At 68.2% G+C, this 25,461-nt stretch carries 21 protein-coding genes; 5 read left to right on the top strand and 16 right to left on the bottom strand.

Annotation, left to right across the window (positions count from 1 at the left end; genetic code table 11):
• Positions 1–34: 34 nt before the first annotated feature.
• Positions 35–1,609, top strand: coding sequence for a DUF222 domain-containing protein (locus K2F54_RS13095; protein WP_220606313.1), 1,575 nt, complete (start codon positions 35–37; stop codon positions 1,607–1,609).
• A gap of 46 nt (positions 1,610–1,655) precedes the next feature.
• On the opposite strand, the gene K2F54_RS13090 is transcribed toward K2F54_RS13095, so the two are convergent.
• From K2F54_RS13090 to glnT, 4 genes are all read right to left on the bottom strand, one after another.
• The gene (locus K2F54_RS13090) at positions 1,656–2,948 is read right to left on the bottom strand and encodes a saccharopine dehydrogenase family protein (RefSeq protein WP_220606312.1); all 1,293 of its coding nucleotides are present in this window, start codon (positions 2,946–2,948) and stop codon (positions 1,656–1,658) included.
• Between the two features lie 90 nt (positions 2,949–3,038).
• Positions 3,039–3,809, bottom strand: a complete 771-nt coding sequence (locus K2F54_RS13085) for a phosphatase PAP2 family protein (protein ID WP_220606311.1) — start codon at positions 3,807–3,809, stop codon at positions 3,039–3,041.
• Between the two features lie 58 nt (positions 3,810–3,867).
• Positions 3,868–4,857: an alpha/beta fold hydrolase gene (locus K2F54_RS13080; protein ID WP_220606310.1), complete on the bottom strand. Its 990-nt coding sequence runs from the start codon at positions 4,855–4,857 to the stop codon at positions 3,868–3,870.
• Between the two features lie 11 nt (positions 4,858–4,868).
• Positions 4,869–6,230 (bottom strand): type III glutamate--ammonia ligase, encoded by a 1,362-nt coding sequence (gene glnT, locus K2F54_RS13075; protein WP_220606309.1) that lies wholly within the window; start codon positions 6,228–6,230, stop codon positions 4,869–4,871.
• 169 nt (positions 6,231–6,399) lie between these two features.
• Between glnT and K2F54_RS13070 the strand changes: the two genes are divergently transcribed.
• From K2F54_RS13070 to K2F54_RS13065, 3 genes are all read left to right on the top strand, one after another.
• Positions 6,400–7,104, top strand: a complete 705-nt coding sequence (locus K2F54_RS13070) for a TetR/AcrR family transcriptional regulator (RefSeq protein WP_220606308.1) — start codon at positions 6,400–6,402, stop codon at positions 7,102–7,104.
• Positions 7,105–7,225: 121 nt separating this feature from the next.
• A complete protein-coding gene (locus K2F54_RS19245; RefSeq protein ID WP_255577088.1) occupies positions 7,226–7,492 on the top strand; it encodes a hypothetical protein in 267 nt (88 codons plus the stop codon).
• A 53-nt stretch (positions 7,493–7,545) separates the two neighbouring features.
• Positions 7,546–8,577 (top strand): ammonium transporter, encoded by a 1,032-nt coding sequence (locus K2F54_RS13065; protein ID WP_255577087.1) that lies wholly within the window; start codon positions 7,546–7,548, stop codon positions 8,575–8,577.
• Positions 8,578–8,607: 30 nt separating this feature from the next.
• On the opposite strand, the gene K2F54_RS13060 is transcribed toward K2F54_RS13065, so the two are convergent.
• The 4 genes from K2F54_RS13060 to K2F54_RS13045 form a co-directional block, all read right to left on the bottom strand.
• A complete protein-coding gene (locus K2F54_RS13060; RefSeq protein ID WP_220606307.1) occupies positions 8,608–10,008 on the bottom strand; it encodes a sensor domain-containing protein in 1,401 nt (466 codons plus the stop codon).
• Positions 10,005–10,844 (bottom strand): alpha/beta fold hydrolase, encoded by an 840-nt coding sequence (locus tag K2F54_RS13055; RefSeq protein WP_308287651.1) that lies wholly within the window; start codon positions 10,842–10,844, stop codon positions 10,005–10,007. The genes K2F54_RS13060 and K2F54_RS13055 overlap by 4 nt, the downstream gene beginning before the upstream one ends.
• 51 nt (positions 10,845–10,895) lie before the next feature.
• Positions 10,896–12,173, bottom strand: coding sequence for a multidrug effflux MFS transporter (locus K2F54_RS13050; RefSeq protein WP_308287650.1), 1,278 nt, complete (start codon positions 12,171–12,173; stop codon positions 10,896–10,898).
• A gap of 150 nt (positions 12,174–12,323) precedes the next feature.
• Positions 12,324–13,514 (bottom strand): ROK family transcriptional regulator, encoded by a 1,191-nt coding sequence (locus K2F54_RS13045; RefSeq protein ID WP_220606305.1) that lies wholly within the window; start codon positions 13,512–13,514, stop codon positions 12,324–12,326.
• A 168-nt stretch (positions 13,515–13,682) separates the two neighbouring features.
• Between K2F54_RS13045 and K2F54_RS13040 the strand changes: the two genes are divergently transcribed.
• Positions 13,683–14,528, top strand: a complete 846-nt coding sequence (locus K2F54_RS13040) for an NAD-dependent epimerase/dehydratase family protein (protein WP_220606366.1) — start codon at positions 13,683–13,685, stop codon at positions 14,526–14,528.
• Between the two features lie 65 nt (positions 14,529–14,593).
• Here the strand turns inward: K2F54_RS13040 and K2F54_RS13035 are convergent, their stop codons facing one another.
• The 8 genes from K2F54_RS13035 to mmsB all read right to left on the bottom strand — a co-directional run bounded on the left by K2F54_RS13035 (position 14,594) and on the right by mmsB (position 25,461).
• Entirely contained in the window at positions 14,594–16,054 is a 1,461-nt protein-coding gene (locus K2F54_RS13035) for a GH1 family beta-glucosidase (RefSeq protein WP_220606304.1), read from the bottom strand.
• Complete coding sequence (gene yicI / locus K2F54_RS13030; protein WP_220606303.1) at positions 16,051–18,390, bottom strand: alpha-xylosidase; 2,340 nt, start codon at positions 18,388–18,390, stop codon at positions 16,051–16,053. Before yicI ends, K2F54_RS13035 begins: the two co-directional genes overlap by 4 nt.
• Before the next feature lie 2 nt (positions 18,391–18,392).
• Positions 18,393–19,304: a carbohydrate ABC transporter permease gene (locus K2F54_RS13025; RefSeq protein ID WP_220606302.1), complete on the bottom strand. Its 912-nt coding sequence runs from the start codon at positions 19,302–19,304 to the stop codon at positions 18,393–18,395.
• A complete protein-coding gene (locus tag K2F54_RS13020) occupies positions 19,304–20,284 on the bottom strand; it encodes a carbohydrate ABC transporter permease (RefSeq protein WP_220606301.1) in 981 nt (326 codons plus the stop codon). The genes K2F54_RS13025 and K2F54_RS13020 overlap by 1 nt, the downstream gene beginning before the upstream one ends.
• Positions 20,285–20,371: 87 nt before the next feature.
• Complete coding sequence (locus K2F54_RS13015; protein ID WP_220606300.1) at positions 20,372–21,667, bottom strand: ABC transporter substrate-binding protein; 1,296 nt, start codon at positions 21,665–21,667, stop codon at positions 20,372–20,374.
• Positions 21,668–21,792: 125 nt separating this feature from the next.
• Positions 21,793–22,806 (bottom strand): LacI family DNA-binding transcriptional regulator, encoded by a 1,014-nt coding sequence (locus K2F54_RS13010; RefSeq protein WP_220606299.1) that lies wholly within the window; start codon positions 22,804–22,806, stop codon positions 21,793–21,795.
• A gap of 159 nt (positions 22,807–22,965) precedes the next feature.
• Complete coding sequence (locus K2F54_RS13005) at positions 22,966–24,183, bottom strand: ROK family protein (protein WP_308287649.1); 1,218 nt, start codon at positions 24,181–24,183, stop codon at positions 22,966–22,968.
• 57 nt (positions 24,184–24,240) lie between these two features.
• Positions 24,241–25,461 carry a multiple monosaccharide ABC transporter permease gene (gene mmsB, locus K2F54_RS13000; RefSeq protein ID WP_220606298.1) on the bottom strand — a complete coding sequence of 407 codons (1,221 nt, stop codon included), beginning with the start codon at positions 25,459–25,461 and terminating at the stop codon, positions 24,241–24,243.

Below are 25,461 nucleotides of genomic sequence, written 5' to 3'. Positions count from 1 at the left end.
ACACAAGACTTCGATACTGAGCTATTCTCACTACATGCCCAGCATCGCAGCTGTATCCGCCCCCGACACCCCGCCGAAACCGGCCGTGGCCGCCGATTCGCTGGCCGCCGCGGTGATCTCGGTCGAGCGGTTGGGGGCCTGCAGCACCGACTACGACGCGCTGACGGATGCCGAGCTGCTCGCCGGGCAACGGGACCTGGCCCGGCTGAGCCAGCTGGTCGAAACCCGCAAGGCGTGGCTGGCCAAAACCCTCGCGCACCGGTCCCGGCCCGAGCTGGGTCAGCAGGGTCTCGCGGCCCAGCAGGGCTTCCTCTCCCCGGCCGAGCTGATCCAGAACTTCACCGGTTCCACCCGCCACGACGCCCGCAAGCTCGTGGATGTGGGCCGGATGCTCGCCGACACCGAAGCCGCGGACGCGGCGGCCGCGGACGAGCAGGCGCGGCGGGTGCTCGACGGGACCGACGACCCGGGCGAAGCGGGCACGCCACCCGGCCTCTTCGACCAGGCCACCATCGACGCGGAGCCCGTCGCCCTGCCTTGGTACGCGCCGATCTCCCGTGCCGCCGCCACCGGCACCCTCTCCGTTGCCGCCGCGCACGCGATCCGCACCGGCCTGGGCGACATCGACGCCGTCGTCACCGCCGAGAAGCTCGCCGACGCCGTGCACACCCTGGTGCACGAGGCCACCCGGCTGACCGTGGACGAACTGCTCAAGCGGGCGCGCCGGATGCGGGACAGCCTCGACGAGGCCGGCATCGCCGTGCGGGAGAAGAAGGCCTGGGACGACCGGTACCTGCGGGTCTGGAGAATCGATACCGGCCAGGTCCACGTGCACGGCCTGTTCCCGCCGGAACAGGGCCAATACATCCTCGATGTCTACGACAGCCTCACCGGCCCCCGCCGCGGCGGCGTGCGCTTCGTCGACCCCGACCGGGCCGCCTGGGCCAAAGCCGTGCAGGACGACCCGCGCAGCACCGACCAACTCACCGCCGACGGCTTCCTCGAACTGCTCAAGGCCGGCAGCACCGTCAACCCGGATCGGATGCTCGGCGGCCGCACCCCCGCCGTCCGCATCCTGACCACCGCGGCCCCGCACGCACCGGCCGCACCCACGGGCCCGGCCGCAGAGCCCGATCCGACCGAGGCGCTGGTCGCGATCCCCGACGGCACCGGCCACGGCTTCATCGAAGGCAACCCGACCCCGGTCTCCCAGGAGACCATCGACCGGATCATCTGCACCAGCGGCACCGTCGAGGTCAGCTTCGACGCCGACGGCCAACCGTTGAATCTCGGGCGGGAAGACCGTGTCTTCAGCCAGGCCCAACGACTCGCCCTGGCCGCCCGCGACGGCGGCTGCATGTGGGGAGAGTGCGACAAACCCCCCTCCCGCACCGAAGCCCACCATTTGGAACAGTGGCTCCGCGACCACGGCAGCACCGACATCCGCTCTGGCATCCTGCTCTGCCCACCACACCACCTGCTGCTGCACAACCAGGGCTGGCAGATCTTTGAGAACCACGGCACCTACTGGCTCAGACCCCCGGCCGCGGTCGATCCCGGCCAGACCCTGATCAGGTTGCGCAGCAAGAGCCCTGCCGCCCCGGACTAGCCCGTTCGTGGTGCCAGGTCAGACCGCTGGTGTCCGACCGCTGGTGTCAGACCGCGGGGGTGTCAGAGGCGGGGGTGCGCTCCTGGAGGCCCCAGGGCTGGCCGTATCCGGCGGGCTCCGGAGCGCTCATGAGGTCGAGGTAGGGCTGGGCGTCGAAGGCCTCCGGGCCGAGCACGCCGGTGCCGGCCCAGACGCCCGTCGCGAGCAGTTCGAGCGCGATCGCGGGGTTGAGGGCGGTCTGCCAGACCACGCACTGGGCGTCATACTCGGTCATCGTCCACTCGTTGTCACTCACGTGATAGAGGTAGACCTCGCGCGGCGCTCCATCCGTGCCGGTGCCGGTCACCCACACGCCGGCGCAGGTCTTGCCGGTCATGCGGGGGCCGATCGTGGCCGGGTCCGGCAGGCTCGCGGCCACCAGGTCGCGCGGTGCGACCATCGCGGGGCCGTCAGCGGTGCGCACCTTCACGGGCACGACACTGTCGAGACCGAGTAGGTGCAGGGTCTTGAGCACCCCGATGAACTCCTCGCCGAGGCCGTACTTGAAGGTGACCCGCTTGGCGTCCAGCCAGCGCGGCATCAGCAGCACCTCCTCGTGCTCCACGTTCACGCACTCCACCGGACCGATGCCCTCGGGGAAGTCGAAGACCTCCGGTTCGCTGAACGGCGGTGTGGTGAACCACCCGCGGTCCTTCTCGTAGATCACCGGCGGGTTCAGACACTCCTCGATGGTGGTCCAGATGCTGAACGAGGGAGCGAAGATCTCGGTGCCGGCCTCGTCGCGCACCACCAGGTTGGCGCCATCCCTGGTGCCGAGTTCGTCAATCTCGCTGAATAGGTGATCGGAGGCGTACCGGGCGAAGACATCGGAGAGCCCGGGCTCCACGCCCATGCCCACCAGCGCCAGCCGTCCGTTGGTCTCCCAGTCGGCGGCCTGATCGAACTGGTCGTCACCGAGCTTGATGCCGGTCTCGGTGTGCGGGTCGGTCGGATGCGGCTCTGACAGGCTCATTGCCATGTCCAGGTAGTCGGCTCCCGCGGCGAGGGCGCCGGCGAAGATGCTCTGCACGAACTTGGGCTCCACGGCGTTCATCACGTGGGTGGCGCCGTGCTCGCGGGCCACGCGAGCGACAACATCCGGGTCGGAGGCGTCGATCTGCGCCGGGGTGAACCGGGCCGCGGTCTCGGCGCCGTGCCTGGCCTCGATCGAAGCGATCGTGCGCTCCGCCCTGGCCAGGTCGTAGTCGCTCACCACGACTCCCTCGTAGAAGGACCGGCGGGCAATGATCTTCGCGAAGGCGTCACCGACGCCACCCGCCCCAACGAGAAGGATCTTCATGCCCCGAAGCTAGCGCGCTGCGACCGCGAATGTCAGCCCCGAGCCCCATCTCGCGAGAGCGGGCACGAGAGCGGGCACGGGAAACCGCGGTCAGCGACCGGAGCGGGCGGAGGACGGGGGCGTCGGAGGGCTGGCCCGTCGTCTGGCCTTGGTGTTCTCGCCGTCGAGCTTGGCCGCCAGCGGCGCCCAGAGCACGATGACCACGCCGGCGCCGAGCAGCAGGCCGCCGATGGTGTCGGTGAGCCAGTGCGCGCCGAGGTAGGTGCGGCTCACCATCATCGCCACCGTGTACACGGCCCCGGCGATCCACACCCAGAGCCAGGGAAAGATGATGCCGAGCGCCACCGCCATGGTCGCCGCGTTGGCGACGTGCCCGGACGGGAACGAACCGAAGTCAGAGGTGATCAGCATGTCTTCTGGGCGGGCCCGGCCGAACAGGGTCTTGAGCAGTTGCACCAGGCCGGCGCTGACGACGGTGGCGATCACGAAGTACAGCGCGGCCCACGGGCGCCGCAGCACGAGCAGGAGCACGACGATCGCGATCGGGATGACGAACACCCCGGCGATGCCGGCGCCGAGGAAGTTCATCACCAGCGCGGGGACCTCCCAGATCGGGGAGCGGTGCTCGAGGATCTCCTCCATCCACTCCGCATCCGCCTCGATGGGCCTGCCGTTGCCGCGGAGCAGGATGAGGGCGCCGAGGATGAACGCGAGCACCACGGCGACCGCACCGCTGATCAGCGGCCAGCGTCTGGCGATGCGGCGGGAGGGCGCATCCGCGGCCTTCTCGGGTGTCGCGGCGGTCGGCGCCTGGGTCTCGGCTGCGGTGGGCTCATACTCGGGCGGGCGGGACGGGTCCATCAGCCCATGTTAGATCGTTCGCCCTGCCCGCCGAGAACCCGCTACCACCCAGTCGAGCTCACCCGGCCAGCAGCTCGCGCATGGCCGCGCCGATCTGCGTCGTCTCGGCCGCACGGATGCCCGGACGACCGGCAATGTGCCCCAGGTCGGAGTCGAGCGGGCGCATTTCCGCGTGGGGCATGAGCTCCGCTTCGATTCGACTGTCGGCAACGGGAAAGTAAAGGTCGGTGCTGCTCGGCATCACGATGGTGCGTGCCTGCACCCGGCCCAGGGCGGCCTCGAACCCGCTGCGTCCGTCGCCCACATCCGCTCGCTGCCAGGTATCGAGCATGGCCAGCAGGTTGTTCGCGTCCATCTGCTCGTGGTCTGCCGCCCAGGCCGAGAGCAGGTGTTCGATGCTGTCGTAACCCACCTGACGGTAGACCTCGTTTCGGAAGAACTCCTGCGAGTAGGCCCAGCCGGCGTACACGGTTCCGAAGGCCCGCAGCCCTCTCGTCGGAGCCGTCGAGTAGCGGCCCTCGTCGAATGAGGGGTCGGCCGTGAGCGCCGCTTTGACCCCCTCGAGGAAGACGAAGTTGTGCGGCGAGCAGCGGGCAGCACCCGCGATGGGGAGCAGGCTCGAGACCATCTCCGGGTACCGAAGGCCCCATTCGTAGGCCTGCAGGGCTCCCATCGACCAGCCGGCCACGAGCCGGATGCGTCGGACACCGAGGCCGGCCAGCAGGCGATGTTGGGCGATCACGTTGTCGGCGATGCTGACCGACGGGAACGCCGCTCCGCGAATCAGGGGCGCGGCAGCCGACGGCGAGGTGGACAGTCCGTTGCCGAACATGTTCACCGCGACAATGAACCAGCGCTCTGGATCCAGCAGGCCGGGCCCGATCCAGGGCTGATAGCTCGCGTGCGTGCCGGTGTAGTACGAGGGCAGCAGAATGCAGTTGTCCCCGGCCTCGTTGAGCACACCGTGGGTCTGATACGCCAGCGTGGCATCGGGCAGGTTCGAGCCGGAGACCAGCTCGAACCTGCCGAGGGCGAATTCCCTGTGCACCTGGCGACCGCCTAGAAGAACTTCAGGTAGCGCTTGGTCTCCCACTCGGACACGTGGGCCTGGTATTCGTTCCATTCCTGGCCCTTGTAGTCGATGTAGGCGTTGTACATGATGTCGCCGAAGACGTCGCGGGAGAGGCTGTCGGCGGCGAACTCCTCCACGGCCTCGCCCAGGCTTCGCGGAAGCAGGCCCAGGCCGTTCTTCAGGATCTCGGCCTCGGTGTAGTTGTACATGTTCTCGGTGTGCGGCGCGCCGGGGTCGAGGTTCTCACGGATACCCTCGAGGCCCGCGGCCAGGATGATCGCGGCGCCGAGGTAGGGGTTGCAGCTGATATCGGCGGCCCGGCACTCCACCCGGCCACCGACCTTCGGGATCCGGATCATGTTGGTGCGGTTGTTGTTGCCATAGCTGACGAACACCGGCGCCCAGGTGGAACCGGACATGCTGCCCTTGCGCACCAGGCGCTTGTAGCTGTTCACCGTGGGGGCGATAACGGCGCAGATGGCGGGGGCGTGCTTGAGGACACCGGCGATGAACTGGTAGGCCAGTTCGGAGACGCCGCACCCGCGTGGGTCGTCATCGGTTTCGAAGAGGTTGACGCCGGTGACGGCGTCGGCGAGAGACATATTGAAGTGCGCACCGGATCCGCTGCGGTCAGCGAAAGGCTTGGGCATGAACGTGGCGAAGTAACCGTGCTTGCGCACCATTTCGTTGGCCATGAGCCTGAAGAACACGGCGCGGTCGGCCATGGTGAGTGCGTCGGAGTACTTGAAGTCGATTTCAAACTGGCCCTGGGCATCCTCGTGGTCGAAGGAGTAGACCCCCCAGCCCATGTCATTCATGGCCTCAACCATCTCGGTGAGCCAGTCGAAGTTGTCCAGCGCGGCCGGCGCGGTGTAACAGGGCTTGCTGAGGTTGTCGCGGTCACTGACCTCGACCGGGCCGTCCGGGGTGTCCTTGAGTACGAAGAACTCGGTCTCGATGCCGAGGTTGAAGGTGAAGCCCATCTCCTTAGCCGCGACGAGCTGGCGCTTGAGGATGTTGCGGGACGCCGCTTCGAATGGCTTGCCGCCGGTGTGCAGGTCGCTGGCGAAGAAGGCGACCTCCTTGCGCCAGGGCAGTTGCACGGCGCTGTCCAGGTCGGGGATCGCGGCGAGCTCGTCGTCGCTGATGTCCTGCGGCAGTCCGTCCAGGGCCGCACCGGTGAACAACTCGGAGCCGGCGGCCATCTGCGGCAGGTGCGCCAGCGGAACGAACTTCGTCTTGATGTTGCCGTGCAGGTCGACGAAGCTCGACATCGCGTACTTCACCCCGGCTTCGCTGAGCTTCTGCTGCACGGTGTCGACGGCGGTCTGTGCGGTTTCTGTCTTCATGGTGTCTCCGAGTCCAGTGCGCTACGGCATCCGGTGAATGCCTTTTCGATAAGTTATCGAAAGCCTGCGGCCACGCAATTTCAATACAGTTTCGATATTGTTTCGGCCGGGTTAATCCTTCTGGATAGGCTTGTGCCAGAGCACGACGACATGAGCACAGAGGCTGGTTATGACAAGCGATTCGGCACCACCCACCGTCGGGCGGCCGCGCCTGAGCGGCGAAGCGACCGGGTCACCCAGGCTGGACATCATCCGCGAGGCCACCGCTCTGTTCGTGGCGAAGGGCTACGCGGAAACCACCATGACCGAGATCGCGCGCAGCGCGGGCCTGCGCCAGTCGTCGCTCTACTACTGGTTCGCCCGCAAGGAGTTGATCCTTCAGACCCTGCTCGAGGAGAACCGCAGCTCCCTGGCGCTCGCGACGGTGCTCGAGGCGCAGCCGGGGCCAGTGGCCCCCCGACTGTACGCGGTGCTACACGCCGACGTGCTGCAGCTGTGCAGCGCACCCCTGGACTTCTACGAGTTTGAGCGAGTGGCCCGCCTGCAGCCGCAGAATTTCGGCGCCTTCTTCGATGACTATGCCCAGCTTCACCGAATGATCGAGTCTCTGGTGCGGCAGGGCGTCGACGCCGGCGAATTCGATGCCGTCGACCCGGCCGACGCGGCCACAGCAGCGCTGGGCCTGAACGAAGGCCTGCAGCGCCACTATCGCCTACCACTGCCCGGCGTGCTCTCGTACTCCGCCGACGAGGTCTGCCGGCTCAGCGCCGACACCACCATCACCCGCCTTCTCGCGCACCGAGATGACCTGGCCGCCATCCGGGCCGCCGCGACTGAACTTTCAGCGGGCGCCGCCGAGGCCGGCGAGAGTTAACGCACTCGAAACGAATTCGATACAGCATTGAAAGGTCCTCTCCACAAATATAGATAACGTATCGAAACGCTGGTGCCCGCACTGGGCGGCGTGCGGCGTTATCTAGCCTCTGGAGAATCGAATGGACACTGCCACCACCGCGGGCAACACGGCGTGGGTTCTCACCGCCGTCGTCGCCGTCGCCCTCATGCTCCCGGGCCTCGCCCTGTTCTACGGCGGCATGGTCAGCCGCAAAACCACCATGAACATGATGCTGATGGTCTTCGGATCGTTCTGCGTCGTCGGTGTGCTCTGGGTGGCCTTCGGCTACTCCGCGGTGTTCGGTGATTCCCTCGCCTGGGCCTGCTCGGCAACCCGCTCGAGTACGCCGGGCTCGGCCAGCTACTGACCGCTCCGGAGGGTGCCGCCCTGCCGCCGCTCGCCCTGGCGGCCCTGCACCTGATGTTCGCGGGTCTGACGGCGGGCATCGTGGCCGGCGCGGCCGCCGACCGGATGAAGTTCGGTGCCTGGTTGCTCTTCGCGGGCATCTGGGTGACCCTGGTCTACTTCCCGGTAGCGCACTGGGTCTTCGCCTTCGACTCCGCCGACGGTTCCGTCACGGGCGGCTGGATCGCCAACACCCTGGGCGCCATCGACTACGCCGGCAGCACCGCCATCCACGTCAACTCCGGAGTGGCCGCCTTGGCTCTAGCCCTAGTGCTGGGCAAGCGCCGCAGCTGGCCCGTGCAGCCCAAGGCGCACAGCCTGCCGCTGACCCTGCTGGGTGTCGGGCTGCTCTTCACGGGGTGGATCGGCTTCGACGGCAGCGGACTCGGTGCCGCAGACAACAACGCGGCCGTGGCCGTCTTCAACACCGTGGCCGCCACCTGTGCCGGCGTCATCATCTGGCTGGTCGTGGAGAAGCTCAGGGACGGTCACTCGACCACGCTCGGCGCCTCCTCCGGTGCCATCGCCGCTCTCGTGGCCATCACCCCGTCCTGCGGCGCCGTCACCCCGCTGGCCGCACTCGCCATCGGCGGGGCCGCCGGAGCGGTCTGCTACTTCGCCGTCTCGATCAAGTACAAGCTCGGCTTCGATGACGCCCTCGACGTCACCGCCCTGCACTTCGTCGGGGGCGTCGTCGGAGGCCTGCTGATCGGCATCCTGGCCACACCCGAGGCGCCCAGCGGTGCCACCGGCCTGCTCTACGGCGGGGGTTTCGAGCTGCTCGGTCGCCAGGCCGTGGCCATCCTGGCGGTCTTCGGCTACACCTTCACCATCACCTGGCTGATCGCCAAGGTGCTCGACCTCACCGTGGGCATCCGTGTCGACGGGCCCGTCGAGGCGCGCGGCCTGGACATCAGCCTGCATGCCGAGAACGCCTACGAGAACGGGGACGACAAGGCACACGCAGCACGCGGTCATGCCGAGCAGTTGCACCACCTCGGCACCGACGCGCCAGCCGAGCAGAGCACGCCAGCCGCCGCCCGCTGACCGCTCACGGCCTGGCCCCGGCCCGCCGGGTCAGGCCGTGACGAGGGTGTCGCGGCCCTTGCCCGCACGCTTGGAGGCCAGCATGGCTTCGTCGGCGAGATGGATGAGGGCATCCGGTGTGGTCTGCGTGGACCCGCCGGGGGTGAAGAGGCTGATGCCGATGCTGGCCGACACTGTGGAGCCGCGCGCGAGGCCGTCCAACGGTTCGTTCACCGCAGCACGGATGCGCCGCGCCACGTCGAGCACGGTCTCTTCGTCGATACCGTCGCAGGCGATCACAAACTCGTCGCCGCCGAACCGGCTGGCCAGGTCGCCGACCCGCAGGGTGCGCAGCAGCCGCCCGGCGACCTGTTGCAGCACCTGGTCGCCGGCCTCGTGGCCGAAGTCGTCGTTGATGGCCTTGAAGCCGTCCAGGTCGAGGAACAGCACCCCCACAGCATGACCGAGCCGCTCGGCATCGCCCAGGACCAGCCGCAGCCGGCGTTGCAGCGACCGCCGGTTGGGCAGGCCGGTGAGCGAGTCGTGCAGCGACTGGTGCTCGATGCGACGCTGCAGATGGATGCGCTGCAGAACGGGCGCCCCCTGCGTGGCGAGTGCGGCGAGCAGGTCGAGCAGGTCCTCGTCGAGCTCACGCGGGCGCTGGAACCAGCAGGCGATGGCGCCGCCCACGGTGGCATCCTCGATCACCGGGATGACCACCAGCGCTTCCACCCCCTCGGCGTCGAGCCCGGCCGCGAGGTCGGGATACCGCGCCGCGATCTCGGCCGGGTTGCAGCACAGCACGGGCTCGCCGGTGCGCAGGCACTCCAGCACCGGGAGCAGGCCGGCCAGCTCGTGCGTTGGGCTCAGCGGCCGGTCGCCCGAGACCAGTTCCAGGCTGCCGTCGGGCTCGGCGACGATGACCGACACCGACGCGGCATCCGTGGCCATCTCGGCGGCCACCCGCAGCGCAGAGCCGAACGCGGCCAGGGTGCTGGCCGGTGCGAGCCCGGCGGCGGCCTCCTGCAGGATGCGCACACGCGCCATCGCCGTCTCGGCCGTGCGTCTGGCGTCGAGGAGGTCGCGCTCGTACCGGAGCCGGTTGCCGGCGTCGAAGACCGCCGCGTAGACGACAGGTGCGGCACCCGACTCGTCTAGAACCGAGCTGACCAGCACATTCCGCGTGCCGCCCGTGCGGGTGGCCAGGGTGAGCATCATCTCGCTCAGGGTGTGCTGGGTCTGCAGGAGCGGCATGAACCGAGTCTCGAAGACCAGCGCGCTGCCCCGGGAGAGCAGCGACAGGAAGTACCGACCGACGAGATCTTCCCGCGGGTAGCCTGTCCAATCGGAGAAGGTGTCGTTGGCGGAGCGGATGACCCCCTCGGTCGACATCGCGAACAGTCCGGCCGGCGCCTGCTGGAAGAGCGCCAGAGAGATGCTGTCCGGGGTCACAGGCAACGTCGGATCTGCCGCTCGATCTCGGCAGGATCGGACAGGTGGGCGTAGTGGCCGGCCGCGTTCAACACGACGAGTTCACTGTTGCTGATGTGCTCATGCAGGTACTCCCCCACCTGGATCGGCGCGATCAGGTCGTCGGCGGACTGCAGGATGAGCGTGGGGGTGCGGATGTCCTTGAGGTACCGGCGCAGGTCGGAGAGGAACGTGACCTTGGCGAAGTGCTGGGCGACCATGGTGCTACTGCGCGCCATGCTGTCGGCCAGCTCGGCGGCGAGCTCTGGGCGTTCGGAGTTCTTCATCAGCGCCGGCGCCATGTCGCGGGCCCAGCTGGCGTGGTCGACCTCGATGGCGTCCAGCAATGCATCCACATCGGAACGTTCGAAGCCGCCCAGATACCCCTCGTCGTTCAGGTACCGCGGCGACGGGCCGAGCATGATGAGCCTGGCGAAGCGCTGCGGCTCGGCGATGGCGGCGAGAGCGCCGATCATGGCGCTCACCGAGTGCCCGACGAAGACCACGTCGTGCAGATCGAGCACCCCGATGATCTCGAGGAGGTCGGCCGCGTAGCCGCGCAGCGAGTCGTACTTGCGGCGATCGTACGCCGACACGTCGGTCTCGCCCGAGCCGACATTGTCGAAGAGCACCACGAAGTACCGGTCGGTGAACTGCGGTGCGACCAGGCGCCACATGTCCTGGCTGGTGCCGTAGCCAGCCCCGAAGATGATCGCGGGCTTGGCCGCATCGCCCGCCACCGAGACGCGATTACGCTCCAGCACACCCGCTGCCGGGTTCGAGGCAGCATCCGGACCGGTCAGCACAGGATTCGTCACCTTCGAGAGTCTTCCATATGTCGCGCCCCGTTGGGGGGTCGTGGCCAAGGATCAGTGCGAGAGCGACTCGACCGTGCGGGGGCGCACGATGATCCACAGGCTGAGGAGGGAGATGATCGCGGCGACGCCCATCACGGATGCCATCGGCACGGCCGTTCCGACGCCGAGCAGGCCCACGATCGGGGAGATCAGGCCGGCGATGCCGAAGTTGGCCGCTCCGAGCAGGGATGCGGCCGTACCGGCCTCGCTGCCGTGCGCGTTCAGGGCGATGACCTGCACGGTGGGGAACGTGAAACCGCAGGAGGCGATGAAGAACCACAGCGGAATCAGGGTGCCCCAGAGGCCGGCACCGAGCAGGTCGAGGATGAAGATGGCCGCCGAGGTGAGCACGAGCATCGTGGTGGCGCCGATCAGGATGTTCTGCGGGCCGACGTTGTGGCGGTGCATCAGGCGCGAGCTGGTCTGCACACCCACCACGATGCCGAGGGAGTTGATCGCGAAGAGCAGCCCGTAGCCCTGGGCGCTGAAGTCGTAGACCTGCTGGAACAGGAACGGCGACGCGGAGAGGTAGGAGAACAGACCGGTGAAGGTCATCGCGCCGATGATGAGCACACCCACGTAGGTGCGGTCGCTGAGCACGGCGCGGTAGCGCTGGCCGAGGCTGGAGTGCCCCGGTACGGTGCGGCGTTCCTGCGGCAGGGTCTCGACGATCCACACGGCCACGGCCACCATGACGATGACCCCATAGGCGGCGAGCACCCAGAAGATGCCGCGCCACGGCATCACGAGCAGCAGCTGCGAGCCGATGACCGGGGCGAGCACGGGCGCCAGGCCGCTGACCAGGGCCAGGCGGGAGAGCATCTTGACCAGCGGCTTGCCGCCGAAGAGGTCGCGCACCATGGCCATCGCCACCACGGCACCGGCCGCGGCGCCGAAGCCCTGCAGCACCCGGAAGATACCGAGCGTGACGATGTCGCTGGACAGCGCCGCGCCCACGCAGGCCAACACATGGAAGCCGGTGGCGAGCAGCAGCGGCAGCCGCCGGCCGACCTTGTCGCTCCACGGGCCGACGATCAGCTGGCCGAAGCCGAAGCCGATCATGGTTCCGGTGAGGGTGAGCTGGATGGCCGCGGCGGAGACGCCGAGCTCGCTTTCGAGGGTGGGGAAGGCCGGCAGGTACAGGTCGATCGTGAACGGGCCGAGCGCCGTCAGTGCGCCGAGGATGATGATGTACACCACGCGCTGACCACGGGACAGCGCGTCACCGGGGTGCTTGCCGGTGGAGCGGAGTTGGGCCTCGGTAATGACGGGGATAACGGCGGTAGTCACGAAAGAGAGTCCTCGGTCGGATCGAACTGGGTGGAAAGCGGGCGAGCGCCCGTGTGAAAAAAGCCGCCGGCGCCCGGATCTATTCCCCGGCAATGCATTCCGGTGAAAGATTGCGCGCATCCGGGGTTTTCTGCATGTTTACCCGGCCTGTTATGCGCCTTGGGCGGGGGCCGGGGCGGCGGGGAGGGCGGCGGGGTCGTCGAGCAGGCCCTCGAAGGCCAGCTCGGCGGCGCCGATCATGAGCAGGTTGGCGCCGAGCTCCGCGGCGCTGAGCCGCACGGTGCCGAACGCGGCGCCGAGCGAATGCGAGCCGACGGCGGCCCGCAACCGGTCCGCATCCACCGCGAGCAGTGCCGCGAGGAACCCGCCCAGCACCACCAGCTGCGGGTTGAGGATGTTGATGGCCCCGGCCAGTGCCACCGCGAGGTGGTCGATCTGCCGGTTGACCTCGGCGCGCACCGCCGGCGAGGTCGACGCCAGCAGCGCCTGCTCGAGCTCGTCGACATCCGCCCCGGCCAGCCCGAGCACGTCGAGAAGCTCACTGCGGGTGACTTCGGCCTCGAGGGTGCCGCGGATGCCCGCCGAGTCGACCCTGTCGCTGTCGCTGACCCTGGTGTGCCCGAACTCGCCCGCGTAACCGCCGATGCCGCCGGCCGGAACGCCGCCCACGATCATGCCGCCGCCGATGCCGCTGGCGCCGCCGTTGAGGTAGATGAGGTCGGTGATGCCCTGCCCGGCGCCGAAGAAGCGTTCCGCCATGGCGCCGAGGCTGGCGTCGTTGGCGGCGAGCACCGGGTAGCCGGTGGCGGCCTCGAGCATCTCGGCCAGCGGCTCGTCCACCCAGCCCAGGTGCGGCGCGTGCCGCACCAGGCCGTCGTGGGCGCGCACCAGACCCGGCACGGCCACGCCGATGCCCACCACGGTGAACTTGGCGTCCAGTTCGCCGCGCATGCCGTCGATCACGGCGGCGGCGATGTTCACGGCCTCGAGCACACTCGGCGACCGGTCGGTGGGGTAGCGCACCCGCCGGTGCACCTGACCGTCGAGACCGACGATGCCGATCGTGACCGCGTCGATCTCGGGGTTCACGGCGAGCGCGACGACCTGCTCGCTCACACTGACGATGGGGCTGGGCCGGCCGACCTGGTTGGTGGAACTCGGTTCGCGTTCGATGACCAGGCCACGCTCGACCAGCTCGGCGACGAGAGCGGCGATGGTGGACCGGTTCAGGCCGGTCACCTTGGTGAGCTGGGACCTCGAGGCCGCACCGCTGCGGTGCACCAGTCGGAGCACCACCGACAGGTTGTGTCTACGCACGTCGTCATGGCTGCTGCCCTGCACGGTTCCTCCGTCTGGCCTACGCCCGGTTCTTGCGAGCGCGAGTCACTCTGGACCCCAGAATACCCGGCAACTCTCCCGACCGGCCGTGATACGTTGCAGAACGCCACAAATCGGGCCAGACCCGGCTCAGACAAGCTCCAGACAAGGATGTCCATGACGTTTCCCAGCATGAGAATCGCCCTCACCGGCGGCACCGGCAAGCTCGGCTCGACCGTGCTCGCCCACCTGCGCGCCGAGGGCCACCAGGTGATCAACTTCGACCTGGCCGGCAGCCGCGGAGCGGGCTTCGTGCGCATCGATCTCACCGACTACGGCCAGGTGGTGGACGCCTTCGCCGGCGTCAACGACCAGGCAGACGGCTTCGACGCCGTCGTGCACCTGGGTGCCATCCCCGCGCCGGGCCTGGCGCCCGATGTCGCCACGTTCCACAACAACATGCTCTCCAGCTACAACGTCTTCCAGGCCGCCCGCCGCAACGGCATCAAGCGCATCGTCTACGCCTCCAGCGAGACCGTGCTCGGTCTGCCGTTCGATGTCGACCCGCCCTATATCCCCGTCGACGAGGAGTACCCGGCCCGGCCGGAGAGCACCTACTCGCTGGTCAAGCACCTTGAGGAGCAGATGGCCATCGAGCTGGTGCGCTGGGACCCGGAGCTGTCGATCACGGCGCTGCGGTTCTCCAACGTGATGAACCCGGAGGACTACGACGGGTTCGAGACCTTCCAGGCGGATGCGACGCTGCGCAAGTGGAACCTCTGGGGCTACATCGACGGCCGCGACGGCGCCCAGGCCGTGCTCAAGGCGCTGCAGGTGGCCCCGCCCGGGTTCGAGCGGTTCATCATCGCCGCCGCCGACACCGTGATGCGTCGCCCCAGCACCGAGTTGGCCGCCGAGGTCTTCCCCCGGGTGGAGCTCACCCACGAGGTCAGCGGAACCGACACCCTGCTCTCGATCGACAAGGCCCGCCGCCTGCTCGGGTTCGCCCCGAAGCACTCCTGGCGCGACCCCCGCTAGACCCCATAGCCGGATTCGCGCCGGCTGCCCGAGTTGCCCCGCACCGGGGCAACTCGGGCCGATCGCTACACGGCCGGCAGGGTGCGGGTCGCCACCAGGGCGGCGTACCAGTGCGCGCTGTCCTTGGGGGTGCGCTCCAGCGTGTCGTAGTCGACGTGCACGATGCCGAAGCGCTTGGAGTAGCCGTAGCCCCACTCGAAGTTGTCCATCAACGACCAGACCTGGTAACCACGCAGGTCGACACCGCGGGCCATAGCCCTGTGCGCGGCGGTGAAGTGCCGGCGCAGGTAGTCGGTGCGGTCCACGTCGTGCACCCGTCGGCCGGCATCCGTCTGCACCACGGTGTCGGCGAACGCAGCCCCGTTCTCGGTGACCATGAGCGGCTGTTTCGGGAACTCCTCGTGCAGTGACACGAGCAGCTCCTCGAGGCCGGCCGGTTCGATATTCCAGCCCATCTCGGTGTACGGGCCGGGCTGGGCGAGGAACTCGACCCGGTCGGCGCCGGGCCAGGGCGACCCGCCGACGTCCTTGTGCCCGTCGGCGTTCTGCCGGGGCGACACGCCGTCCCACAGCCGCACCAGGGTGGTGGAGTAGTAGTTCACGCCGAGCACATCGAGCGGCTGGTGGATGATCTCGGTGTCGCCGGGCATGACGAACGCCCAGTCGGTGACGTCCTTCGTGTCGTCGAACAGGTCGGCCGGGTAGGCGCCATGCAGCAGCGGGCCGAGGAACGCCCGGTTCGCCAGCGCGTCGATCTGTCGCACGGCCTCCGGCCCGCTCTCGCCCTCACCGCGGATGACGTGCAGGTTCAGCGTGATGGAGAACTTCGGGTCGTTGCTCACGCGCGGCTTCAGCGCCAGGATCGCCAGGCCGTGCGCGAGGTTGAGGTGGTGCACGGCGGTGAGCGCCGCCGCGCCGTCGGTGCGGCCGGGCGCGTGCGCGCCGGAGCCGTAGCCGAGGTAGGCGGAGCACCACGGTTCGTTCAGCGTGGTCCAGGTGTCCACCCGGTCGCCGAACGCCTCGCCGAGGATCGCCGCGTAGTCGGCGAACGCGTACGCGGTGGCCCGGTTGGTCCAGCCGCCCTCGTCCTCGAGCGCCTGCGGCAGGTCCCAGTGGTAGAGGGTGACGATGGGGCGGATGCCCCGCGCGAGCAGGCCGTCGATCAGGCGACGGTAGAAGTCCAGCCCGGCCTCGTTGGCCGGTCCCCGGCCGGTGGGCTGGATGCGTGACCAGGCGATGGAGAACCGGTAGGCCTGCAGGCCCAGCGTCACCATCAGGTCCAGGTCCTGCTCGAGCCGGTGGTAGTGCCCGGAGGCGACGTCGCCGGTGTCCCCGTTCCAGACCTTGCCGGGGGTGTGGCTGAAGGTGTCCCAGATCGAAGGGCCGCGGCCGTCTTCGTCGAAGGCGCCCTCGATCTGGTAGCTGGCCGTGGCGGAGCCGAACAGGAACGACTCCGGGAAGACGAGCCCGGCATCCCGGTAGTCGATGGTGCCGACGATGGCCCCCTGGGTGGCGGTGCTGGTCATCGGAGTAGTGCCTTTCGGTGGGTCGCGACCACGGTGCGGCCGCCCGCGAGGCGGGCGCGGAAGGGCGCCGCTGAGTCGCTGGTGACCACGGTGTGTTCGCCGTCGGTGCTGACGGTCACGGTGACGTGGCTGCCGTCCAGCGGGTTGCTGATGTCGACGGCACGTTCATCACCGGTACCGCCAGGGTAGACGGTGACGAGGGCCTCGTCGGTGTAGTCGTAGTCCGGCCTGTCGTCGCGGGAGCCGGTGACCAGCACCGCTCCCCCGCGCACCCACAGCGGGATGCTGTCGAACGCGTGGGTTTCGCGGCGCCAAACCGGTCCCTCGACGACCTCGTCGGTCAGGTAGTTCGTCCAGGTTCCGGCGGGCAGGTAGTACTGCACGTCGCCGGACTCGCTGAACACCGGGGCCACGAGCAGGTCGGGGCCGAGCAGGTACTGCCGGTCGAGGTAGTCCACGGCGGGGTCGTGCGGGAACTCGAGCTGCATGGGCCGCATGAACGGCGTGCCGCTGGCGTGCGCGTCCAACCCGACGTTGTAGAGGTACGGCATCAGGGCGAGCTTGATCTTGGTGAACAGCCGGGTGACGTCCACGGCGCTCTGGCCCGGCTCCTCCCGGCCGTCGTCGAAGAGCCACGGCACCCGGTAGCTGGTGGAGCCGTGCAGCCGGGAGTGGCTGGACAGCATGCCGAACGCCAGCCAGCGCTTGAACACCGCCGGGTCCGGCATGCCCTCGAAGCCGCCGATGTCGTGGCTCCAGTAGCCGAAGCCGGAGAACGCCAGCGACAGGCCGCCGCGCAGGGTCTCGGCCATCGACTCGTAGCTGGAGGAGTTGTCTCCGCCCCAGTGCACCGGCTGCATCTGGCCGCCGACGGTGGCCGACCGGGCGAAGAGCACCGCGTCGCCCTCGCCGCGGTGCTCCTGCAGCACCTCGAAGACGGCCTTGTTGTAGAGCTGGGTGTACAGGTTGTGCATCACCTCGGGTGACGAGCCGTCGTGCCAGACCACATCCGTGGGGATGCGTTCGCCGAAGTCGGTCTTGATGGCGTCGACACCCTGGGCGAAGAGGCCGCGCAGCTTGTCTTGGAACCAGGTGACGGCGGCCGGGTTGGTGAAGTCGACCAGACCCATCCCGGCCTGCCAGAAGTCCCACTGCCAGATGTCGCCGTTGGCCTTCTTCACCAGGTAGCCGGCTTCGGCGGCCTCGGCGAAGATGCCGGCCCGCTGGGCGATGTACGGGTTGATCCAGGCGCTCACGTGCAGGTTCTTCTCGTGCAGCCTGGTGAGCATGCCCTCGGGGTCAGGGAACACCCGCGGGTCCCATTCGAAGTCGGTCCAGTTGAATTCGCGCATCCAGAAGCAGTCGAAATGGAAGACGCTCAGCGGCAGGTCGCGCTCGGCCATGCCGTCGATGAAGCTGTTCACCGTGGCCTCGTCGTACTGGGTGGTGAACGAGGTCGACAGCCAGAGGCCGTAAGACCAGGCCGGCACCCGGGCCGGGCGGCCGGTGAGCCGGGTGTAGCGCTCGAGCACGTCCTTGGGGGTGGGGCCGTAGATCACCAGGTACTCGATCGCCGGGCCGGCGACGGAGAACTGCACCCGCTCGACGGCCTCTGTGCCCACCTCGAAGGAGACGTGCTCCGGGTGGTTGACCAGCACCCCGTAGCCCCGGTTGGTGAGGTAGAACGGCACGTTCTTGTAGGACTGCTCACTGGAGGTGCCGCCGTCGGCGTTCCAGATGTCGATGGTCTGACCGTTCTTGATCAGCGGGCCGAAGCGCTCGCCCAGACCGTAGACCAGTTCGCCCACGCCGAGGGAGAGCTGCGCGTGCGTGTAGGACGCCGCCGGGGCCAGCCCGGTGGTGGTCACGCCGGAGACCCCGGCCGGTTCCGCGGCGACGGGCGCGCCTGGCGCGAGTTGCATGTGCCCGATCGACTTGTGGCCGCTCTCGGTCAGGGTGCGGCCGTCGGCCTCGAAGGAGAGATTGAACGGGGCGCCCGGCGCCACCCTGGCGGTGAGCGGGCCGGCGGTGAGGGTGCCGCCGGTGTTGTCGATCACGATGACACCGGCATCCGCCTCGGCGCCGACCAGGTCGAAGCCGGGGCCGGTGCTCGCGCCGGTGTGCTGGTCCACCCGCACCTTGATGATGCCGTCGAGCGGCGACGTCAGGGTGACGGTGAGCAGGGCGCGGTTGAGCACGTCGCCTCTGCGTTCGATCACCTTCGTCGGCGCGGAGATGCGCAGGGCCGCGCCGATCTGTTCGATGTCGTACGCCTCCTGCGCGTAGAACGCGCTGACGCCGGGGCGGGTGTGCCAGAAACCATCGGTGAATTTCATAACTACTTGACTGCTCCTGCGGTGATGCCCCTGGTGAGGGTGCGTTGGAAGATGAGGAAGAAGATCAGGGTGGGCAAGAGGCCCAGCAGCGCCGAGGCGCTCGTGGTGGTGACGTCCATCAGCCGGTCGCCCTGCAGCACGGCGATCGACACGGGCACGGTCTGGCTGGCATTGCTGACCAGGAAGGTCAGCGGGATGAGGAACTCGTTCCAGGTCCAGATGAAGAAGAAGATCACCAGAACGCTCAGGGTGGGCTTGGTGATGGGGTACACCACCCGCCAGAGCATCGTCCACTTGTTCGCGCCGTCGAGCGAGGCGGCCTCGAGGATCTCCTTGGGGAAGGTGCCGAGCACGCTGGCGAGCAGGTAGGTGCCGAAGGCGCTCTGGATGACCACGAAGATGATGATCACGGCCCACTGGTTGTCGTAGAGGCCCACGGTCTTGAACATGAAGTAGAGCGGGTAGAGCAGCACCTCCTGCGGCAGCATGTTGGCCAGCAGGATCAACAGCACGATCCAGGTGCGCCCGCGCACCCGGCCGATGCCGAGCGCGAACGCGTTCAGCAGCGACACCAGCACGGCGAGGATGGCGACGACGCTGGAGATGAAGAAGCTGTTCCAGAGCTTCTGGGGAAAGTCCACCCGCTGCCAGAAGTTGACCATGCCGTCGAGGTACAGCTCGGTGGGCAGGGTGAGCGGGCCGGCGGCGTTGTAGTCGGCCGGGGACTTGAACGAGTTGATCAGGATGAGGAAGAACGGCACCGCGATCAGCAGGCCGATCAGGATGGCGACGACCAGGATCATCCAGTCGCCCAGGGTCTTACGGGTGGTGCTGCTGCGCCGCTTCCGCGGTTGCCGGGCCGGCGGGCCCACGACGGGGGCCTTCGCGGCCTCGTCGATGATGGTGGAGGTCATTAGCGTTCCTCTTCCTGGCGTTCGAGCCGGGTCTGGGCGAGGAGGAAGACGACCGAGACGATGGCGATGACGATGGTGAGTGCGGTGGCGATGGTGGCGCCGTAGCCCACCTGCTGGCTCTGGAAGAACTCGCTGTAGGCGTAGTAGGCGGGCACGATGGTGGAGGTGCCTGGGCCACCGCCGGTGAGCGTGTAGATCGGGCCGAAGACCTTCAGGGCGGCGATGGTGCAGGTGAGGGTGACCACGAAGATCTCGGGCCGGATGATGCTCACCGTGATGGCGCGGAAGCGCTGGATCCAGTTGGCGCCGTCGAGTTCGGCGGCCTCGTAGAGTTCGGGGTCGACGCGCTGCAGGGCGGCCATGAAGATCACGATCGGGTAGCCGAGCTGCACCCAGATCATGATCACCATGATGCTGGGCAGTGCGGTGTCGGGGTTGCCGAGCCAGTTCTGGGCGAGACCATTCAGGCCCACACCCTCGAGCACCTGGTTGAGCGCGCCGTTCTGCGGGCGCAGGATCCAGCCGATCACGATCGCGGCGACCACGCCGGGCAGGATCTGCGGCAGGTAGTAGGTGGCCCGCAGGAAGCTGGCGATCTTGCCGCCGAACTTCTTGCCGATCAGGTCGAAGAGCATGGCGGCCAGCACCAGGCCGAGCAGGGTGGGTACGACCACCATGGCCACGATCATCGCGATCGAGTTGCTGAACGAGGTCCAGAAGGTGGTGTCGCCGGCCAGCTTGACCCAGTTCTCCAGGCCCACCCACTCCGGCGGCTTGATGCCGCGGTAGTCGGTGAAGGTCAGGTAGACGTTCCAGATCAGCGGAACGACGATGATGAGCGTGAGCAGCGCGAGGCCGGGCACGAGGTAGATCCAGAACGTTCTGGGGTTGCTTCCCGGGATGAGGCTCTGCCGGACGGCTGATCGACCGCCGGCTTTCCGAGCCACAACGGGCGCATCGGCTACGGATGCTTTCGTCATGCGTTTTCCAACTCTCCGAGTGGGGGCCAGGGGCCCGGTGGGGCCCCTGGCCGGGTACTGCGAGGTCGTGCCTGGGGTGGTGGCTGGTTAGCCGACGATGTCGTCGACGCCGGACTGGTACTGGCCGCCGAGCTGCTCGTTGACCTCGGCCGGCGACTTGGTGTCGTTGATGAGCTCCTGCAGACCCGCGTTGAGTTCGTCGTAGAACGTGGCGGTGGGCCAGTCCGGGTAGAACGCGATGCCGTCCTGCTCGGTCAGGGTGTTGAAGTTGCCGATCAGTTCCTGGCTCTTCTCATCGGTGATGTCCTCGGTATTGGCGGCGACGGGGATGCCACCGTTGTTGCCGATCAGCGCCTGGATCTCCGGGCGCATGGTGATGTCGATGAACTCCGCCGCGAGGTCCTTGTTGGCGGCCTTCTCGGGGATGACCCACATGTTGCCGGCGGAACCGGGCGACATCTCGGCCTCGGGGAAGAGGAAGGTGCCCCACTCGAAGCCGGTGGCCTCGGTGGTGAACCGGTTGTGCCACCAGGAACCCGAGTAGAAGATCGGGTAGGTGCCGTTGATGAACGCGGTGCCGGCATCCTCTGCCTTGAAGCCGGTGGCGTCGGTGGAGATGTAGCCGGCGTCGGTCCAGTCCTTGATGGTCTCGGTCGCGTAGGTCAGCTCCCGGCCGCTCCAGTCGACGTCGCCGGTGTAGAGCTGGTAGTCGTCGACGAAGCCACGGTCGGCCTGGGTGAGCGCGAGCTGGTACCAGAGCTGGCCGAGCGGGTACTCCGCGGCCGATTCGGCCAGCGGGGTGACACCCTGGGCGACGAACGCGGCCATGACGGCCTCGAACTCGGCCAGGGTGGTGGGCACCTCGAGGCCGGCGGCGGCGAACATGTCCTTGTTGTAGAACACCTCCACGAACTCGCCGTAGTTGGGCACGCCGTAGAACGCGCCGGAGCCCATGATGCCGTTCTCGTCGTAGCGGGCCGTGGTCTGCAGCGACGGGGCGAGGGCGTCATCCCAGCCGTACTCCGCGTAGATGTCGTCCATGTCGCTGAGCAGGCCCTGGCTGGCCAGCAGCCCGGCGGTGGCGTTGCCCTTGTTGTACTCGAGGATGTCGGGCGCCTCGTTGGAGTTGAGCACCTGGCTCGCGGTGGAGCGGATCTGCTCGAAGCTCTTCTCTTCGAACTCGACGGTGGCACCGGTCTCCTCTTCGAAGACCGTGATGGCCTCCTCCCAGGCGATGCCCATGGCGCTGGTGTCGCTCTCGAAGTGCCAGAGCTTGAGGGTGTTGGAGTCGCTCTCGGCCGCGCCGGCCGAGCAGCCGGAGAGGAGGAGCGCGCTGACACCGAGGACGGCGACGCCGGCGAGGGTTCTCGTGTTTTTCTTCACTGTTCTACTTCCTTGTAGTGATTCATCGGGATGCTGCGTGATGCGGGGGTGGAACGGGTGCTGCGGGTGAATCGAACTGTCGAAACGTTTCGACAGTGACGCTGCCGAAATCCTTTCCGGGTCGGTTAGAGCGGGGTGGGGGCGGAGGTCGAGCCGAGCTCGACGTACGTCGGAGTGATGTACTCGACGTGTGGCTCGGTGTCGCCGGCAAACTGGGCCATCGTGAGCTCGATTGCGCGAGTACAGGATTGGTCAGCGGGAAGCGGGATCACGTCGAGCGGCGGGTTGAGATGGTCGGTGGAGAAACTGGAGCAGGCCGAGATGACCGAGAGGTCCCCCGGCACGCTGATGCCGCGCTGGCCGAGCACGTCGAGCACCATGGACTGCACGGGTTCGTTGCAGTGCAGCACGAGTCCGGTCATGCCGGGCAGGGCCGCGGTGACCAGGTCGACGGCCGCACGGACCCCGGCCGACTCCTCGGCGGCGGGCGTGAAGGCCACGGTGACGCCCAGACGCGCGGCCTCGGCCAGGAACGCATCCCGGAAGCGCGGCGGGAAGTTGGAGCCGCGCTCGTAGACGAGCGGCGCCTGGCCGATCAGGCCGATCTCGCGGTGGCCGAGGTCGACGAGCCGGCGCACGGCCAGCACGGCGGCCTCTTCGAAGTCGAGGTCGACGCAGGTGAGGCCGGCGGTGTCGTTCGGGATGCCGATCACCGTGGCGGGCAGGCCGAGTTCGCGCACCAGCTCGGTGCGGGGGTCGGAGGTGGAGACATCCAGCAGCACGATGCCGTCGACGAGGGAGCTGCGCGCCACTCGGCGCAGGCCCATGGTGGCTTCGTCCTGGGTGAGCAGCAGCACGTCGTAGTCGTAGGCTCTGGCGGCCGTGACCACGCTGAGCACAAACGCCATGTGGGCCGGGGCGTGGGTGCCGGCGTGCAGCGGGGCGCTCAGCGCGAGGATCTGGGTGCGGGCGCCCTTGAGCATCCGCGCACCGGCGTTGGCCCGGTAGTCGAGCTCAAGAACGGCCTGGTCGATGCGCTGCTTGGTGGAGGCCGCGATGGAGCGCTTACCGCTGAGCGCGTAAGAGACCGTGCTGATCGACACCCCGGCGACGCGTGCCACGTCGTGAATGTTCGCCACCAGAGACTCCATCGTCGGTTCGGATACTCGATGCCCGATAGCGGATTCGCCGCCGGGCGGCAGCCGTTTCGCTAAACGTTTCGACTGCCTCGAAGGGAGCCTACGACAGACATCCTCAGTTCCGCAAGTAGTTTGTGGTTATTGACGACAAATACCAGATCAGCGGCGGTCGGCGCGGCCGCGCACGAAGCCGGCCGGGTCGTCGAGCAACCCGGCGAAGGCCAGCTCGGCGGCGCCCACCAGCGACAGCCGCGACCCCAGGCTGGCCCGCTCGATCGCCACGGTGTGGCCGATGCTGCTCATCGAGCGCACGATCATGGCGGCGGTCAACTGTTCCCGGCCCACCGAGAGCAGCGAGCCGAGGAAGCCGCCGAGCACCACCATCTCGGGGTCGAACATGTTCACGAAGTTGGAGATGGCCTCGGAGAGCAGCTCGATCTGCCGGCGCACCTCGGCCAGCACGGCCGGGTCGCGGGAGACGCCGAGGGCGATGTCGAGGTCGTCCAGGTCGGCGCGGGGCAGCTTCAGCACCGCGAGCAGCCTGGCCATGCTCACCTCGGTCTCGAGGCAGCCGATCCGGCCGCAGTGGCAGCGTCGGCCCGCGCTGTTCACCAGGGTGTGGCCGAGCTCGCCCGCGTAACCGCTGGTACCGCGCAACGGGCTGCCGCCGATGATCAGGCCGCCGCCGATGCCGCTGGCGCTGCCGTTGAGGTAGACCAGGTCGTTGATGCCGCGGGCCGCGCCGAACATGCTCTCGGCGATCGCACCCAGGCTGGCGTCGTTGCCGGCCGAGACCGGGTAGTCCAGCACCCTGGCCAGGTCGCGGGCGAGGTTGGCGTCGCGCCAGCCCAGGTGCGGGGCGATCAGCACCCGGCCGTCGAACGAGTTCACCAGGGCCGGCACCGCCACCCCCACCCCGGCGATGGTGTAGCTCTGGTCGATCTCGCCGCGCATGCCGTCGACGATGGCCTTGACCGCGTTGATCGCCTCGGCGACCGTGGGCACCCGGGTGGTGTCGAAGCGGATGCGCCGGATCACCTCACCGCCGAGACCCACCAGCCCCACCGTGACGGCGTCCACATCGGGGTGCACCGCGATCGCGGCCAACCCCGGATTGGGCACCACCTGGGGGCTCGGCCGGCCCACCCGGCCGACCACGTTCTCCGGCTCCACCTCGAACGCCATGCCGAGGTCGACGAGCTCGGCCACGAGGGCCGCGATCGTCGACCGGTTCAGCCCGGTGCGCTTGGTGAGGTCGGCCCGCGAGCATCCGCCGGCGTGGTGCAGCATCGTCATGACCATCGACAGGTTGTACCGGCGGAGCTGATCGTTGCTGGTGCCGCCCCGAACCCCGAGGGTGGGTGACGCTTGGCTCACGGGTGGGTCACGGTCCTCTCGGGGTGCGGGTCCCGACGTCAGCCGGGTGGCGTCTGGCTATCGTCCCCCTGCGCGCCGCTTGTTGAAGATATCAAACGCAACCGCGAGCAGCAGCACGAGGCCCTTGATGGTCATCTGCCAAGCCGCATCCACCGACAGGATCGACAGGCCCATGTTGAGCACGCCCATCACCAGACCACCGACCACGGCGCCGACCACGGTACCCACGCCGCCCTGCACCGCAGCGCCGCCGATGAAGACCGCGGCGATGGCGTCGAGCTCGTAGTTCTGCCCGGCGGATGCGACGGCGCCGCCGGCCCTGGCGGTCGAGACGACACCGGCCAGGCCGGCCAGCACGCCCATGTTCACGAAGATGAAGAAGTTGACCCACTTGGTCTTCACCCCGCTCATCACGGCGGCGAAGAGGTTGCCGCCCATGGCGTAGACGTGACGGCCGAACACCGTGCGGTTGAGCACGAAGTTGTAGATCAGGATGAGCGCGGCGAGCACGATCAGGATGATCGGGGTGCCGCTGTAGCCGCTGAGCAGCCAGGCGAACCAGATGATCGCGATGGCGGCGATGCCGTTCTTGGTCCACATCGACGCCGCGGGCTCCCGCGGCAGGTCGAGCTTGGCCAGGGTGGCACGGGTGCGCAGCGAGAAAACGATCAGGGCCACGGCGGTGAGGATGCCCAGCAGCAGGGTGAGCAGGTCACGCCCGGCCACCTCGCCCAGGAACGACGGCAGCCAACCGGCGCCGATCGCGGTGAACTCGGCGGGCAGGCCGCTGATGGTGCCGCCGGTGAGCAGCACCAGGGTGAGGCCACGGAAGATGAGCATGCCGGCCAGGGTGACGATGAACGCCGGGATGCCGACGAAGGCCACCCAGTAGCCCTGCCAGGCGCCGACCATGGCACCGACCACGAGCGACACGATGACCGCGCCCCACCAGGGCAGACCCCAGTTGTTCATGCTGATCGCGGCGACCGCGCCGACCATGGCCACGACCGACCCCACCGACAGGTCGATGTGACCGGCGATGATCACGATGACCATGCCAATGGCCAGGATCAGCACGTAGGCGTTCTGCTGGATGAGGTTGTTCACGTTGCCGGGCAGCAGCAGGCGCCCGTCGGTGAGGATCTGGAAGAGGATGACGATCACGGCCAGGGCGGCGACGATGCCGTACTGGCGGAGATTGATCGAGAGCCTGGGCATCCGGCGCTTGACGGGTGGTTCTGTGGGCGCCTTGCTGCTCGCTGGCGTGGTGGTGGTCAT

This window comes from Cryobacterium inferilacus (genome assembly GCF_019599185.1).
Lineage (GTDB): Bacteria > Actinomycetota > Actinomycetes > Actinomycetales > Microbacteriaceae > Cryobacterium > Cryobacterium inferilacus.
The sequence above is the reverse complement of the archived record's forward strand: the minus strand, read 5'-3'. Positions and strand labels throughout refer to the sequence as shown.